Origin of the sequence: Novosphingobium malaysiense, assembly GCF_000802225.1 — a bacterium.
In the GTDB taxonomy this organism is placed as follows: Bacteria; Pseudomonadota; Alphaproteobacteria; order Sphingomonadales; family Sphingomonadaceae; genus Novosphingobium; species Novosphingobium malaysiense.
On sequence record NZ_JTDI01000001.1, the window covers coordinates 117,196 to 131,881 of the forward strand.

Below are 14,686 nucleotides of genomic sequence, written 5' to 3' on the forward strand. Positions count from 1 at the left end.
CGTACGTGCAATCAAACAGGCTCGCATGCAAAGGAGAAATCAGGAGAGGACATGGAAGGATTTCCCGTGGTCACGAGGGACGCGTGCGACGAAACGCAGCGGCGCTTATGGGATGAACTGACCCTAGGCCCCCGCGGTTTCTACACCGGCGGTGCGGAAGCTCGTCGCCTGCCCGATCTCTACAATGCCTGGATGCAGTTTCCGGAATTCGGCGAGCAGATGCTGCGCCTCGGCGATGCGTTACGCTCCAACCACGAGTTGAGTGGCCGCCTGCGCGAAATCGTCGTGTTGACGACGTCCGCGCTGTTGGGCGCCCAGGTCGAGTTCGATTTCCACATCCCCTTCGCGCAAAACGAAGGTCTGACCGAGGCGGTGATCGACGCGCTACATTGCGGAGTAACGCCACCTTTCGACAATGTGGCCGATCGCGCCGTCTACCAGGCAAACGTCCAGCTCGTTCGCGAAGGGGCGATGACCGCGGATGTCCGAGATGCCGTACTGGATGCGATCGGCCACCGCGGGCTCATGCAACTCATCGCCGCCGTCATGCTGTACACGGTGACGGCCTGGACCACGAACATCGCACGCGTTCAGCTAGCCGACGACTTCTCCGCTGATCCGCAACGGTTGAAAGACTTCTTTGCAGGGAAACCCGAGACCTGATCGTGTCAACGGCTTCGGAGTTCACCCCTGGTCGATGGCCCGTACTCTATAGCTTCTACGCTTGCGGCGGGCAGATCGACAGACCTTTCGCCGGAAAGCGCAAGCTCCAGTGGAGCATGAAGCCCCTGCGCCATAGCGCAAGTGTAGCCGCCATCAACGCAAGGCCGCAGCCACTTTCAGTCAGTGCGATCGGCCACGCTATCCCGCTCGCGTTGGGCAAACCATGCAATGGCATCGCGAACAGTCTCTTCCAAGGGCCGGGGGTTCCAGCCAAGTTCGCGCTGGGCCTTGCCGTGGTCGAGTTCCCGGAACACGTCGGACAGATACATTGCGTCGGTGCTAACGAGAAAGTCTTTCCGGCCAAGCAATTTCATCGCTCGCTCGGCGACCCAGGCAATGCCGTATGCCAGCTTGTAGGGAACGAAGCGCGGCGGCTTGTTGCCGCACAACCTGGTCGCCATGGCATAGAGATCGCGGTTACGAACGTATTCGTTGGCAATGATGTAGCGCTCGCCGATCCGGCCGTGCTTTTCGGCCAGCAGGGCCGCCTGCGCCGCATCCCGGATATCGACCGTGGGTTGGCCGACATCGACACCGATCGGCATTGCGCCGCGCGCGACTTCCCACAAGGCGTGATTGTGCGGGGTAGGCTGAAAGTCTTCGGGGCCGTAGGTGTTGGCGATGCACAGGGCCACGCCGGGAAGCCCCTTGTCCCGGCAGTAGGCAAGGAGGCGGTTTTCGGCCTCGAGCCGGGCACGGATGTAAGGGGGCGCACGATCGAGCCAGTTGAACGGCATGTCTTCGGTGACGGGGCCGTCCGGGTTGATGGCCAGTGTCCCCATCGTGCTGGTGAAGACGAAACGCCGGATGCCGCATGCCAGCGCTGCGTCCATCGCGTTCACGAGGCCCTCCACGTTGTTGCGGAAGATCGGCGTCTGGTCTGTCAGCCAGAAACGCGGATCGACGACGCTGTAGAAAACCGTGCCGCAGCCATCCATCGCCGCGCGCAGCGAATCCGGATCGAGCACGTCGCCGTAGACGATCTCCACCGGCAGGTCTTTTATCGCTGCCTGGTTGCTGCTCCTGCGAAGCAGCACGCGCACCTTTCGGCCCTGTGCCGCCAGCTGGCGAACGATATGGCTGCCGACGAAACCGCTGCCGCCGGTGACCAAGGTGGTCTGGGTGTCCGTTTCCATTCTGGTGCCCCTGCCGTACGGCCGCCTCACCCACGAGGCGCCGCATACATCTGTCGCTTCATCGGTAGTGGGGGAAAACGGCTTCGCCAAGCGCCGGTGGGGCAGTAGCGCCCGACCGATTTCTCCACCTCTCTCATGCTGGAACGCACCCATGCCGGTCGCGTTGAAAACCGAAACAGGAGAGAAAATCGTGCTTTTGGAAAAGATCAAGACGCCCGGACTTTCGCAGCTTTCGTATCTCATCGGATCGGGCGGCAGGGCTGCAGTCATCGACCCGCGGCGCGATTGCGAGATCTACCTTGAAAAGGCGCGTGCAGCAGGGCTGGAAATCACGCATATCTTCGAAACGCACCGCAACGAGGATCTGGTGTCTGGTGCGGCAACGCTCTCGCGTGAAACCGGCGCCCGGGTCCTGCATGGCCCCAATTCTGCGGGCGATGTCGTCTATGCCGAGACCACACACGAAGGCGATTGCTTCGCAATCGGCCAGCTGGAGATCCGGGTGATCGAAACGCCCGGCCATACCGACGACCATCTGGCCTTTGCCTTGTTCGACAGTGCCTTTCCGCAGACCGCCGTTGGCGTCTTTACCGGCGATGCCCTGTTCGTGGGCGATGTCGGTCGCACCGACTTCTATCCCGATCGCAAGGAGGAAGTCGCCGGTCTGCTTTACGACTCCCTGCAAAAGATCCTCGCCCTCGGAGACCAGGCGATCGTCTATCCTGCCCACGGAGCGGGGTCTGTCTGCGGGGCCGGCATGGCCGAACGCGAGTTTTCGACATTGGGCCACGAGCGTCTCAACAATCCGCGGCTCAAGGTCACGGATCGCGATGCGTTCATTCGCGCAAAGCTGGAGGAGAACCACTACCAGCCGCCCTATTTCCGGCTCATGGAACGGGTCAACCTCGAAGGCGGGGCGCCGGCGCCGCGGGTGGGCATGCCACGGATGCTTTCGCTCGGCGATGTGAAGGACGCAAATGCAGACCACATCATCGATGTCCGCGAACCCATGGCCTTCGCCACCGGCCACCTGCCCGGCGCGATCAGTCTGCCGGTCGGCATGATTTCGGCCTTTGCCGGGTGGTTCATCGAAGAGGGTGACAGCCTGGTACTTGTCGGCTCTGACCACGAACAACTGGCGAGCGCAATGGAGCATCTCGTTCGCATCGCGCTCGACAATGTCGTGGGCGGCTACGTCGGCGTCGTACCCGCCGCCGCGCAGGGCGAGACGATGGAAAGCATTCCCATGGTTGGCACCGACACCGTCGAACAGAGAGTGTCGGGTAAGGCCAATGCCTGGACCCTGCTCGACGTGCGAGCCGCGGACGAGCGCGGCGAGGCAGCCATCGCAGGCTCCCGGCACATCTACGTGGGCGAGCTCAACAAGCGCTGGCGGGACCTGGACAAGGACGAAAGCTATACACTGATGTGTGCCAGCGGCATGCGAGCCACGGTCGCCGCCGGATGGCTGGCGAGCAAGGGCTTCGAGCATCTCGACATCTATCTCGGTTCGATGGGGGCATGGCAGGCGGCAGGGCACTGACGAAGGGTGCAATTTTTTCGAAAACGCGTGCTCGCTGCCGGGCGCCACCGGGAACATTACGGATGGCAGAGCCCCCGGCTGCCGGTGCACGGCATGCCCCACCACAAGCCGACGCGGCCTTCCCCGGCGTCGCGCCCCGGACCTTGTCCGGCAGATCGGTCGAAATGGGTCGCAATTTCGCACCGCATGGGTGAAACATGCGTGAAGCCGATTGGAGGGCGCACACGTGCACAAGTTCGTTTCGGACCAAGGTCTATGCGAACTGCTGCTGGAAAACGTTCCAGCAGCCATCGCCGTGTTCGACACCGACATGCGCTATGTCGCCTGCAGCCGGCAGTGGCTGTCGAACCGCGGCATCGAAGACCGCGACGTCATCGGACAATCGCACTACGAACTATTTCCCGGCATCGATGAACGCTGGCGCGCCATCCATCGCCGCGCCCTGTCCGGCGAGAGCGTTTCCAACGATGCGGAACCCATTCGTCGCGCGAACGGGACATTAGAGTGGGTCGAATGGGAAGCGAAACCTTGGCGAGACAACGACGGTAGTATCAAGGGCCTCCTCCTGGTCGAGCAGGTGCTGACCGACACCGTGGAAAACAAGCGGCGCATTCGATCACTTCGTTCAAAGCTCGACCTGCTGATCGACAGCGCCAGCCACCATGCGATCTGCATGCTCGATCCGGAAGGACGCGTCGTCATCTGGAACGCGGGCGCGGAGCGGCTCTACGGATGGAGCGAAAGCGAGGTCATCGGACAGCCTTACGACATGATGTTCGATACGGCGGACCGCGAAGCGGGGCTGCCCGGCCTTCAGATCGAGGAAGCCCGGCGAAGAGGCACGTTCTCTCGCCGGGCATGGCGCCTGCGCAAGGATGGCACGCGGTTTCTCGCCGATGGAATCGTCAACCGGATTACCGACGACAGCGGAAACATCATGGGATTCGGTCAGGTCGTGCGCGACATCACCGAGGAGACGGAGCATGCCCGTGCGCTCGCCACGAACGAGGCGCAGCTTCGTGCCATCCTCGAAACCGTACCGGACGCGATGATCACAATCGACGAAATGGGCATGATCCTGTCGTTCAGCGCAACCGCGGAGAGCCTGTTCGGCTACTCTTCGCAGGAGGTTATCGGCCGCAACGTGTCCATGCTCATGCCCGATGCGGACGCGGCTCGCCACAATGGCTATCTGGCCAGATACATGAGCACCGGCGAACGCCACGTCATCGGTAACTCGCGGCGCGTGCTGGGTCGTCGCAAGGACGGTACGATTTTCCCCCACGAACTCTATGTCGGGGAAGCCGACGGCGGAGGCCACCGCATCTTCACCGGGTTCCTGCGCGATCTCACCACGCGCGAAGAAGCCGAGGCCAAGTTGCGCGAATTGCAGACGGAGCTCATCGTCATGTCGCGCATCTCGGCGGTAGGGACGATGGCGACCGCGCTGGCCCACGAATTGAACCAGCCCCTGACGGCCATCACCAATTACACCCAGTCTGCCGCAGCCCTGATGCCTGCTGCCGAACAGGCCCCTCTCGACCTAGTACGCGAAGCCTTGGAAGAAACGGGTCGCGAGGCCATGCGAGCAGGTGCAATTGTCCGGCGGTTGCGGGATTTCGTCGCAAGCGGCGAACTTGACCGGATCAGCTTTTCCCCGCGTGAATTGGCAATGCAGACCGCGGATCTGGCGCTTGTCGGGGAAGCGACGCGGAACATCCATTGCACCATCTCGATTCCGCCAAACCTGTCCCCGGTGCTGGTCGACCGGGTCCAGGTGCAACAAGTCCTGCTCAACCTCATCCGCAATGCCATCGAGGCGCTGAAGGAAAACGGCACGATCGCTATCAGCGCCAACCAGGAAAGCAGCATGATGCGTTTCAGCATCATGGACAGCGGGCCGGGCGTCGCGCCGGGCAAGGAAGAAGACGTCTTCGAGCCCTTCGTCAGCAGCAAGGCCAGCGGCATGGGCATGGGGCTCCCGATCTGCCGCACCATAATCGAGGCGCACGGGGGGAAACTCTGGTGCGAGGCCCAGCCCGGGCAGGGCGGCATGTTCCATTTCACTGTCCCCGTGGCGGAAATCGACGATGACTGAATACCATGTCGATTTCCGCTCGTTGCGGTCGGTCAAGTACCCTTCCCTCTCCGTGCCCTATCTGATGGACAGGCACCGAATGCGCCCCGAAAAGAAGGAACCCCGCAAACCATGAGTCACACAGCATCTGCCATGGGACGTCGCTGGTCCTTCTCCGTCGGAACCGTGAAAGGAACCGCCGTCCGGATCCACGCGACCTTCTTCCTGCTTTTGCTGTGGGTCGGCGTAAGCGGCTGGCTGAGCGGCGGCCCATCGGCCGCGCTGCATATCGTCGTGCTCATCTGCCTGGTGTTCTTCTGCGTCGTCCTCCATGAATTCGGGCATATCTTCGCGGCTCGAAAGTTCGGCGTAAACACACCCGAGGTCGTGTTGCTGCCGATCGGCGGCGTTTCGCGCCTCGAACGTATCCCCGATGAACCGCGCGCCGAATTCGTCATTGCCATTGCCGGTCCGCTTGTGACGCTGGCAATCGCAATCGGCCTGCTGCTGGTACTGGGCAGGATGCCCTCGCCCAACGAAATCGAGCAAGGCGCCGGGGTGCAGGGGCTCGTGGCCCAACTCGCCTATATCAATCTGGTCCTGTTCCTCTTCAACCTGATCCCGGCATTCCCGATGGATGGGGGCCGCGTGCTTCGCGCCGGCCTCGCCAGCTGGCTGGGTCATTCGCAAGGCACCCGCGTCGCGGCCGGCATAGGGCAGGTCTGCGCGGTGCTGCTCGGGGTGGCGGGCCTCTTCTCGAACAACATAATCCTCGTGCTGATCGCAGTGTTCATCTATTTCGCCGCAGGCTCCGAAAACGGCATCGTGGCCCTGCGCGACATCACGGCGGGCAAGACCGCCCGGGAATCGATGATAGACAATTTCGTCCGTCTCCATTCCACCGATCCGGTCGCCACGGCGGCGAGCGCCCTCGTCCACGCCGATCAGCGCGAGTTTCCGGTCGTCGACGATCAGGGACGCATGTCCGGTTTCCTGACCCGAGACGGCATCATCCGTGCCCTGGCCGGACCGGGCCCGGACACGCCCATCGCGCGTGTCATGGAGGATATCCAGGAAGTGTCGCAATGGACGCGCATGGACGACATCATTCCGCTTCTGGCCAGCGGTACCAAGGCAGTCGGTGTCGCGGGCGATGACGGACGCTGCCTCGGGTACATCACCTGGGAAAACCTGATGGAAGAACTGCTCATTGCCCGGGCGTTGAAGCATCGCACCCCGGCTGGCTTCCCGGCCAGGGCCCAACCGGGGCACTGACCCCACAGGCCTGCCACCCTGCGCATTCGAATGTGCAAACGCGAGACTGAAAGGACGAGCCCATGACCAAGCCCCCCTCCTCCGTCCAGTGGTTCGAAGAGATCGGCATTGCCGATGTGCCCACCGTCGGCGGCAAGAACGCTTCGCTCGGCGAAATGGTGCGCGAACTTGGAAAGAACGGCGTGCGGGTTCCCAGCGGATTCGCCACCACGTCCGCCGCCTACCGCCACTTCATCGACGCCAGCGGCATCGAAAGCGACATCCGCGCCGAGATCCGAGCCTACAACGAACGCAAATCCACCCTGCACGAGGCTGGCACCGCGGTACGCGAGCACATTCTCTCCAGCCCGCTGCCCGATGCACTCGCCGACGAGATACGCGCAGCCTATGACGAACTGGCGCGCCGGCTCGATGTGGCCAACCCAGCCGTCGCCGTGCGCAGCAGTGCCACCGCCGAGGATCTGCCCGACGCCAGCTTCGCCGGCCAGCAGGAGACGTTCCTCAACGTGCGCGGCCACCGCGCCCTGCTCGATGCCTGCCGGCGCTGCTATGCCTCGCTGTTCACCGACCGCGCGATTTCCTATCGCGAAGCCAAGGACTTCGATCACTTCTCGGTCGCGCTCTCGATCGGCATCCAGCAGATGGTGCGCTCCGACCTGGCGGGATCGGGCGTGATCTTCACGCTCGACACCGAGACCGGCTTCCCCGATGTGGCGGTGATCAGTGCCGCCTGGGGCCTGGGCGAAACGGTCGTCCAGGGCATGGTCGATCCGGACAAGTACGTCGTGTTCAAGCCGCTGCTTGACACCGCCGGCGTCAAGCCGATCATCGAAAAGAGCCTGGGCGCCAAGGCCACCAAGATGATCTATGCCCAGGGCGGCAGCAAGCGCACCCGGCTGGTGGAAACGACACCCGCGGAACAGCGCGAATATGTGCTCGATGACGAGGACATCGTCGAACTCGGCCAGTGGGCCGCCACGGTCGAGAAGCACTATGGCCGGCCGATGGACATGGAATGGGCCAAGGATGGCGAAACCGGCCTGCTCTACCTCGTGCAGGCCCGCCCGGAAACGGTTCAATCTGGCGCCAGCCGCACCGCGTTTCGCAGCTACCGGCTCAAGGAAAAGGGCACGCCCATCGCCACCGGTGCCGCCGTGGGCAGCGCGATTGCGGCGGGCAAGGCCTGCGTCATCCGCGATGTCGCCGATATCGAGCGCTTTCCCGACGGTGCGATCCTCGTCACCGGCAATACCGATCCCGACTGGGTGCCGGTGATGAAGCGCGCGTCGGGCATCGTTACCGACCATGGCGGCAACACCAGCCACGCTGCCATCGTCAGCCGTGAACTGGGCGTCCCCGCCGTCGTCGGAACCGGCACCGGCACCCGCGACCTTCGCGACGGGCAGGAGATCACCCTGTCCTGCGCGGGCGGCGAGACCGGGACGATCTACGACGGAATGCTCGCCTTCGACAGCGAGGAGATCGACGTCGGCGCGCTGCCTGACACGCGCACCAAGGTGATGGTGAACATCGCCGATCCCGGCGCGGCGTTCCAGTGGTGGCGCCTGCCAGCCAAGGGGGTTGGCCTTGCCCGCATGGAATTCATCATCAACAACCTGATCAAGGTCCATCCGATGGCGCTGCTCCATCCCGAGCGCCTGAGCGACGAGGATGCCCGCACGATCGGCGCCCTCACCCACGGATATGAATCCCCGGCGGACTACTTCGTCGACAAGCTCGCCCGCGGGATCGCCCGACTGGCGACGCCCTATCACCCGCACCCCGCCATTGTCCGCCTCAGCGACTTCAAGACCAACGAATATGCCCACCTCCTCGGCGGCTCGACGTTCGAACCCGAAGAGGAAAACCCGATGATCGGCTTCCGCGGGGCATCGCGCTACTACAACGAGCGCTACCGCGAAGGCTTCGCGCTGGAATGTCGCGCGCTCAAGCGGGTGCGCGAGGAGCTGGGCTTCACCAATGTCGTGATCATGGTACCCTTCTGCCGGACCACGGCAGAGGCCGATCGCGTACTCGAAGTCATGGCAGAAAACGGCCTCAAGAGCGGCGAGAACGGGCTGCAGGTCTACATGATGTGCGAGATCCCTGCGAACGTTATCCTGGCCGAGGAATTCGCCAAGCGTTTCGACGGCTTCTCCATCGGCTCGAACGACCTGACCCAGCTCACGCTCGGCATCGACCGCGATTCCGATTTGCTGGCCGACCTGTTCGACGAGCGAAACGACGCGGTCAAACGCATGGTCGCGCAGGCCATCGACAAGGCCCACGAAGCCGGAATAAAGATCGGTATCTGCGGCCAGGCCCCGAGCAACTACCCCGACTTCGCGGCGTTCCTCGTGGAGGAAGGCATCGATACGATCTCGCTCAATCCGGACAGCTTCGTGGGCACCATCGGCTCCATCGCCGATGCCGAGAAACAGACAGCCAAAAGGCCATAATCGGCTGCAGAATCCCGTGCCGGACGGGCCGACGCAGGGTTTACGTGGCCGCGTCGTGCCCAAGTCGCGCCATGGCGACCTTTCGGGCATCCTCGGGCTTGATCTTGGCCGTACCGGTGAGGTTGAGATCTTCTTCGGTCGCGATCAGTATCCGCCGCGGTACCTTGTAGCTGGCTAGCCGCGTCTTCAGCCATGAGATCACCCCGGATTCATCGAGATCGCTCCCCACCTCGGGTACGATGAGACTGACCACCATCTCGCCCAGGGTGTCGTGCGGGACCCCGGTGGTCTTGCAGATCTTCACACCTGGAAAGGAGCCCAGTTCCCAGTCGACCTCGACGGGAGAGACATTGGCGCCTCCGGTCTTGATGATGTCGTTGATGCGGCCCTGGAATACGAACCGCCCCTTGTCGTCGATGAAGCCACCGTCACCGGATCTGTAGAAGCCCGCTTCATCGAGCGCTTCTTCGCTGGGTACGCCGATGTAACCCAGCATCAGCGTCGGCCCCTTCACGGCGAATTCACCAGTCTCCCCGCGCTTGAGCGTCCGGCCGGTTTCCGGGTCGACGACCTTGATGATGTTGCCCGGCAGCGGTGGACCGTTGTTGCCTTCCCACAGTGCCCGCGGAGTATCCACCGGATAGGATGTCGAGATCGTGAAGGTCTCGGTGGACCCATAGGAGGCGCGTGGATCGAGCCAGGTGGTCGTTATCGACTCCTGCCGGTGGCGCAGATTGCGTTCGACGTCGCAGTAATGGAAACTCGACAGGTCGGCATTATGCCAACCCGGTTCCGCCTCGAGTTGTGCCCACTGATGAGGCCAGCAGTAGGGCAGCGTAACCCGCTCCGCCTCCATCAACCGGATTGCCTCCGAAGGAACGAACGTGGGCTGAAGCACGAGCGCGCCCCCGCCTGCAAAGGTCCCGCCGATCGCGATGGCAAAGTTTCCCGACCAGAACAGGCCGTTGGCCGACCAGGTCCGCACCGGCGCATCGAATGCATAGATCCGCCGGTTGCGCCAACCTTGAATGCACACGGCGCGATGGGAATTGAGAATGCCCTTGGGCTTACCGGTGGAACCGGAGGAGAAGAACAACAGGGCGGGATCGCTGGGCCTTGCCGCCTCCCTCCGCTTTTCGATGATCCCGACCGGCACGCTCTCACCGCGTTGCAGGAAGCGCTCCCAGCTTTCGATGGCGCCGCAGTCGCGCGAACCCGATGCGGCGGGATCGACTTCGACGAGATGGCGCAGGAATGGAAAGTCGGAAGAGCCCAGCGCTCCAGGTGCGCCGCACGCGACGTTCGGCTCCAATTGTTCGAGAATGGCCGCGAAATCCTTCGCAATCACGTGTCGCTCGAATAGCAGCACGCCCGCACCGGAAGCACTCAGCAGGTAAGCCAGTTCATCGGGGGTGGAGAATGTGGACAGGCCAACCACCGTGCCGCCCGCCAGCGAAATGCCGAAACAGGCGGAAACCCACTCCAGCCGATTGGTCATGAGTATCCCGACCGGATCGCCCTTGCCCACGCCGCAAGCCACCAGCGCACGTGCCACTTCGCAAGCGCGTTCCTGCAAATCGAGGTAAGTCCAGCGCTCCACCTTTCCTGCACGATGATGCATGACGAGAGCCTCGCGCGCACCGTACTTCTCGGCGACTTCGCCAAGAAAGCCGGGTAGCGTCATGGCGCCCAATCCAGGCTCTTCGGCAAGCGGCGGGCCGTGGACCAGCGCGGGTTCGGTAACGGTCATCGCTGTTGCGCGCGCGGCATTCAATGCTTGAGGTTCGCGCGCAACTTCACGCCATGGCCGCGTCGGCGGCTTCCATGATCCAGCGGCCGGAATCCTTCGCCTGCTCGTAAATGTCGAGGTGCACGATCTTGTTCTGATCGTTAAAGACATAGAGCGCGATCACGTTCTTGCGGATGAAGTCTTCACCGCGATAGTGTCGCTCCTCGATCTCCTGGATCACCACCCGCCCGGCTTCGGTGATGCGGAACATGGTCATCTCGAAACGCGTGCCGCCGCCGACCCAATCGGTCATGAAGCGACAGTACTGGTCCCAGTCGAGCTCCTCCAGATAGGCACCAACGCGCTTGAACTCGTCCTTGGCGATATATTCGGTGAGCGGTTCCCAGTCGGCGGGCGAGGATATGCCCTGCGCAGCCAGCCCGGCCACAGCCTCGCTGTAGGCTTCGACCAGCTTCGTGAGCGGCCCCTTTTCACTGGTCGTCGCAGTCGCGGTGACTATTTCCATTCCGGCCTTCTCCCTTTGTCCGGCTGTAGCAGCACCCGTCAGCGCATGCCCTCGCCGCCTTCCACCCAGCTTGCCACGGAAGCATGATAATGCGCGAGTCGAACCTCCTGCCGCGTCAGCGTGAGGAACGGCTGCGCCTTGTTCCGCAATCCCCGCTGCTGGTTCTGCATCTGCACATAGTCCTGCTCGAGCGCGAGGAAGTAGGGAAAGTGCTCGCCTTCGGGCACGTCGGTGAGCGGCGTGCGGTTGGCCGCCCTTTCTTCCGGCGGGAACCATTGCAGGTTCTGGACGTGCCAGTAGCAGCGGTTCGGGTCCCCGCTCTCGTGCGGGAAGGCCATGATCAATGTGCCTTCACCGGCATGAATGGTGAGGAAGAAATTCGGGAACAGGATCCAGAAATGATTGTCGCTGAGCTGGTTGTCGGTGAGGCCGCTGACATCGAGCCCCTTGGTCTCCCAGCTCTCGCGCATCGCCCGTTGCAGCAGCGAGCGCAGCGGGACATCCCGCGCCGGCGGCATTTGCCCGTCCGCCTGGCGGCATTGTTCGAGCAATTCGTCGAAACGCGGAAGCGAATCGGCCACGGCCGGGAAGGTCGCAGGCAGGCTGTGAATGGCCGCCACCTGCTCCTCGAGACTGCTGTCTGCGAGGTTTGAAGCCCCGAACGGAGCCGTTGCCACGCTGTGATCGCCGCAGAAGCGGTAGCGTTCCTGGGACTCGTCCATGGCCGCGACCAGTTCGGGATGGACGCCCTGGATATGATACCCCTCCTGGAAGGCGTCCATGATGACCTTCCAGTTGCAGTCGATCGCTTCGCGCACGTTGAAACCGTAGGGGATCATCTCCTCGATCCGGTACGGCGCCATCAGGTCCACCGCTTCCCCGAGGAATTCCGAAAGCGGAGCGGCATTGCGATCCGGGTTGATGAAGACGAAACCTGCGAAGCTCTCAACCGGGATTTCCAGCAGCCCCAGCTCTTCCTTGGCGCCCACGAATTCCTCGAGCGTACCTTCGAAATCCGGCCGAGCCACAGCCAGCAGCTTGCCGTCGAGACCGTAGGACCAGTTGTGATAGGGGCAGGTAAACCGCGACGCGTGGCCCTTGCCCTGGCAGAACGCATTCCCCCGGTGACGGCAGGCGTTGACGAAGCCGCGAATGGCACCGTCGCGCCCACGCACCAGTATCCATGACTGGTCGAAAAGCCTGTATTCGAACCAGTCGCCAGCCTCGGGAATTTCGTCGCAGCGTCCGGCAACCTGCCAAATGCGAAGCCAAAGCGCCTCCCTTTCGCGCTCGGCATAGTCCAGCGACCAGTAGCGGTCGGTCGGTACGCGCATGCGGTAGCCGGAAAAATCGATATCGCCGATACGCGGTCCTTCGTCGACCAGCCTGCCGGGTTTCTCGTCCTGCATTGTCGCTCTCTCCCGCGGGGCCCGATGGACGGACTCGTTATCTCCGGTTGGCATTAAGCTGCCACATGGACTATTTATTCGCAAGCCACTCTCTGGCGACAGGCGGGGATGGCGGGACCGGACCGGCCCGAGCGTTTCGCGACGGGCGGTTTGTTGCTAGAGGAGCCGCATGAACGGGGCAAAACAGGCCACAATTGAGCGCGGAAAAACCGCTCCTTCGCGTAATGCGAGACCCCGAGGAAGGCCGACGAGCGAAGACGCCGCGGAGATCGAAAATGCGCTGCTGGATGCAGCTCTCGCCGAATTCATCCGCGAAGGCTATGGCGGCGCATCGATGCGCAGCATCGCCAAGGCGGCCCGTGTCGCCCGCACGACCCTGCAGGCGCGGTACAATTCCAAGGAAGCCCTGTTCAGGGCCATCATGACGCAGCAGATCGCGCGGATGTCGGCCGCAGCGTCGCTGGACACGGATGACGCCCCGGACCTGAAAGCAGGCCTGAAGGCCTATGCCAACCGCGCGTTGTCCTACAGCCTCGAAGGCGACTATCTCGACGTCAACCGGTTGATCTACGGGGCCTCCAGCCAGTTCCCCGAAGTGGCCCGGGCCGCCCTGGAGAGCACGCGGGTGGGCATCGAGCAGATCACCGCATTCATTGCCCGCTGCGCAGACGCCGATGGTATCCCCTGCCGCAACCCCCAGACACCTGCGGAATGCTTCATCCTGCTGCTGCGCGGATGGTACAGCCACGCCTTCCTGCGCGAGGAGTCCGTTACCGTCGCCGAGCGCGAGAACTGGACAGACGCGATGGTCGACCTCCTCGTCGCCGGTCGTACCAGCTGGTAGGTCGCACACGCTTTTCGCCAGACCGGTTTCGTCCGGACACGCTTGACTCGTCCTCGTCCCCACAGCTAGAAAATAGTCCATCTGGCATCTTTAATGCCGGGACGGGAGAGCATGCGATGATCCAGGTAACCGACCTGACCCCGACGATCGGCTCGCGCGTGAAGGGCACGGCACAGGACATCCTCGCGCCCGAAACGGCTGCACGGCTTCGCCAGCTGCTCGTTCAGCGCGGCGTGCTGGTCTTTCCCGAGCTGAACCTGACCGACGAGGACCAGGTCCGCCTTGCAAGCCTGATGGGCAATGTGCGGCCCGAGGGCGAGAAGGGCATCTTCAAGGTCACCCTCGACGGGCAGATCAACGCCAGGGCCGAATATCTCAAGGGCTCATGGCTGTGGCACATGGACGGCACACATGACGATGTCCCGGTCTTCGCCTCACTGCTCACGGGACGCCGGTTGTCGCAGGAGGGGGGCCAGACCGGCTTCGCCAATTCCTATGCCGCCTATGAGGCCTTGCCGGCCGAAATGAAGACCCGCCTGGAAGGCCTTAAGGTGGTGCACAGCTTCGAAACCTCGATGCAGCGCGCCGAGGTTTCGCCGACCGCTGCCAACATCGCCTACTGGCAAAGCGTGCCCGACAAAACGCACAGCCTTGTCTGGACTCACGAATCCGGACGCAAGTCGCTGGTGATCGGCTGTCACGCCTCGCATGTGGTCGGCATGGACCGCGCCGAGAGCGATGCCCTGCTGGCGGAACTGCTCGACTGGGTGACGCAGCCGCGGTTCACCTACTGGCACGAGTGGACCCCCGGCGACCTGCTGATCTGGGACAACACCGGCGTACTTCATCGCGCCCGCCCCTATCCACTCGACAGCGGCCGCGTCATGCACCGCACGACGCTGCTGGGAGAAGAGGCGTTCGCCTGACTACGCTCGACCGCGGCGCTGCAAGAACTTTTGATAGCC

At 63.1% G+C, this 14,686-nt stretch carries 11 protein-coding genes; 7 read left to right on the forward strand and 4 right to left on the reverse strand.

The window, feature by feature from the left end:
• Nucleotides 1-51: 51 nt before the first annotated feature.
• The gene (locus LK12_RS00425) at nucleotides 52-663 is read left to right on the forward strand and encodes a carboxymuconolactone decarboxylase family protein (protein ID WP_039278060.1); all 612 of its coding nucleotides are present in this window, start codon (nucleotides 52-54) and stop codon (nucleotides 661-663) included.
• 176 nt (nucleotides 664-839) lie between these two features.
• Here LK12_RS00425 and LK12_RS00430 read toward each other — a convergent pair whose 3' ends face one another.
• Nucleotides 840-1,859, reverse strand: coding sequence for an NAD-dependent epimerase/dehydratase family protein (locus LK12_RS00430; protein WP_039278062.1), 1,020 nt, complete (start codon nucleotides 1,857-1,859; stop codon nucleotides 840-842).
• 190 nt (nucleotides 1,860-2,049) lie between these two features.
• On the opposite strand from LK12_RS00430, the gene LK12_RS00435 reads away from it, so the two are divergent.
• The 4 genes from LK12_RS00435 (at nucleotide 2,050) to ppsA (ending at nucleotide 9,213) form a co-directional block, all read left to right on the forward strand.
• Entirely contained in the window at nucleotides 2,050-3,402 is a 1,353-nt protein-coding gene (locus LK12_RS00435) for an MBL fold metallo-hydrolase (protein ID WP_039279946.1), read from the forward strand.
• Nucleotides 3,403-3,628: 226 nt separating this feature from the next.
• A complete protein-coding gene (locus tag LK12_RS00440) occupies nucleotides 3,629-5,500 on the forward strand; it encodes a PAS domain-containing sensor histidine kinase (RefSeq protein WP_197063420.1) in 1,872 nt (623 codons plus the stop codon).
• Nucleotides 5,501-5,611: 111 nt separating this feature from the next.
• A complete protein-coding gene (locus LK12_RS00445; RefSeq protein WP_082010272.1) occupies nucleotides 5,612-6,754 on the forward strand; it encodes a site-2 protease family protein in 1,143 nt (380 codons plus the stop codon).
• A 62-nt stretch (nucleotides 6,755-6,816) separates the two neighbouring features.
• Nucleotides 6,817-9,213: a phosphoenolpyruvate synthase gene (gene ppsA, locus LK12_RS00450; RefSeq protein ID WP_039278065.1), complete on the forward strand. Its 2,397-nt coding sequence runs from the start codon at nucleotides 6,817-6,819 to the stop codon at nucleotides 9,211-9,213.
• A gap of 40 nt (nucleotides 9,214-9,253) precedes the next feature.
• Here ppsA and LK12_RS00455 read toward each other — a convergent pair whose 3' ends face one another.
• From LK12_RS00455 to LK12_RS00465, 3 genes are read right to left on the reverse strand one after another with little or no spacing between them, the layout of a single operon-like run.
• On the reverse strand, nucleotides 9,254-10,963 hold the full coding sequence (locus LK12_RS00455; protein ID WP_039278066.1) for a class I adenylate-forming enzyme family protein: 1,710 nt from the start codon (nucleotides 10,961-10,963) through the stop codon (nucleotides 9,254-9,256).
• A gap of 46 nt (nucleotides 10,964-11,009) precedes the next feature.
• The gene (locus tag LK12_RS23615) at nucleotides 11,010-11,468 is read right to left on the reverse strand and encodes a hypothetical protein (protein ID WP_052223046.1); all 459 of its coding nucleotides are present in this window, start codon (nucleotides 11,466-11,468) and stop codon (nucleotides 11,010-11,012) included.
• Nucleotides 11,469-11,506: 38 nt separating this feature from the next.
• Nucleotides 11,507-12,877, reverse strand: coding sequence for an aromatic ring-hydroxylating oxygenase subunit alpha (locus tag LK12_RS00465; RefSeq protein WP_039278068.1), 1,371 nt, complete (start codon nucleotides 12,875-12,877; stop codon nucleotides 11,507-11,509).
• 169 nt (nucleotides 12,878-13,046) lie between these two features.
• Here LK12_RS00465 and LK12_RS23620 point away from each other — a divergent pair, with 169 nt between their 5' ends.
• Together LK12_RS23620 and LK12_RS00475 are read left to right on the forward strand one after the other, a co-directional pair.
• Nucleotides 13,047-13,721, forward strand: coding sequence for a TetR/AcrR family transcriptional regulator (locus tag LK12_RS23620; protein ID WP_052223047.1), 675 nt, complete (start codon nucleotides 13,047-13,049; stop codon nucleotides 13,719-13,721).
• Nucleotides 13,722-13,837: 116 nt separating this feature from the next.
• Entirely contained in the window at nucleotides 13,838-14,647 is an 810-nt protein-coding gene (locus LK12_RS00475) for a TauD/TfdA dioxygenase family protein (RefSeq protein ID WP_039278069.1), read from the forward strand.
• Nucleotides 14,648-14,686 lie beyond the last annotated feature (39 nt).

Coding starts and splice junctions, on each gene's coding strand:
- LK12_RS00425 (WP_039278060.1), top strand. CDS start 52: ATGGAAGGATTTCCCGTGGTCACGAGGGACGCGTGCGACGAAACGCAG.
- LK12_RS00430 (WP_039278062.1), bottom strand. CDS start 1,859: ATGGAAACGGACACCCAGACCACCTTGGTCACCGGCGGCAGCGGTTTC.
- LK12_RS00445 (WP_082010272.1), top strand. CDS start 5,612: ATGAGTCACACAGCATCTGCCATGGGACGTCGCTGGTCCTTCTCCGTC.
- ppsA (WP_039278065.1), top strand. CDS start 6,817: ATGACCAAGCCCCCCTCCTCCGTCCAGTGGTTCGAAGAGATCGGCATT.
- LK12_RS00455 (WP_039278066.1), bottom strand. CDS start 10,963: ATGACCGTTACCGAACCCGCGCTGGTCCACGGCCCGCCGCTTGCCGAA.
- LK12_RS23615 (WP_052223046.1), bottom strand. CDS start 11,468: ATGGAAATAGTCACCGCGACTGCGACGACCAGTGAAAAGGGGCCGCTC.
- LK12_RS00465 (WP_039278068.1), bottom strand. CDS start 12,877: ATGCAGGACGAGAAACCCGGCAGGCTGGTCGACGAAGGACCGCGTATC.
- LK12_RS23620 (WP_052223047.1), top strand. CDS start 13,047: ATGAACGGGGCAAAACAGGCCACAATTGAGCGCGGAAAAACCGCTCCT.
- LK12_RS00475 (WP_039278069.1), top strand. CDS start 13,838: ATGATCCAGGTAACCGACCTGACCCCGACGATCGGCTCGCGCGTGAAG.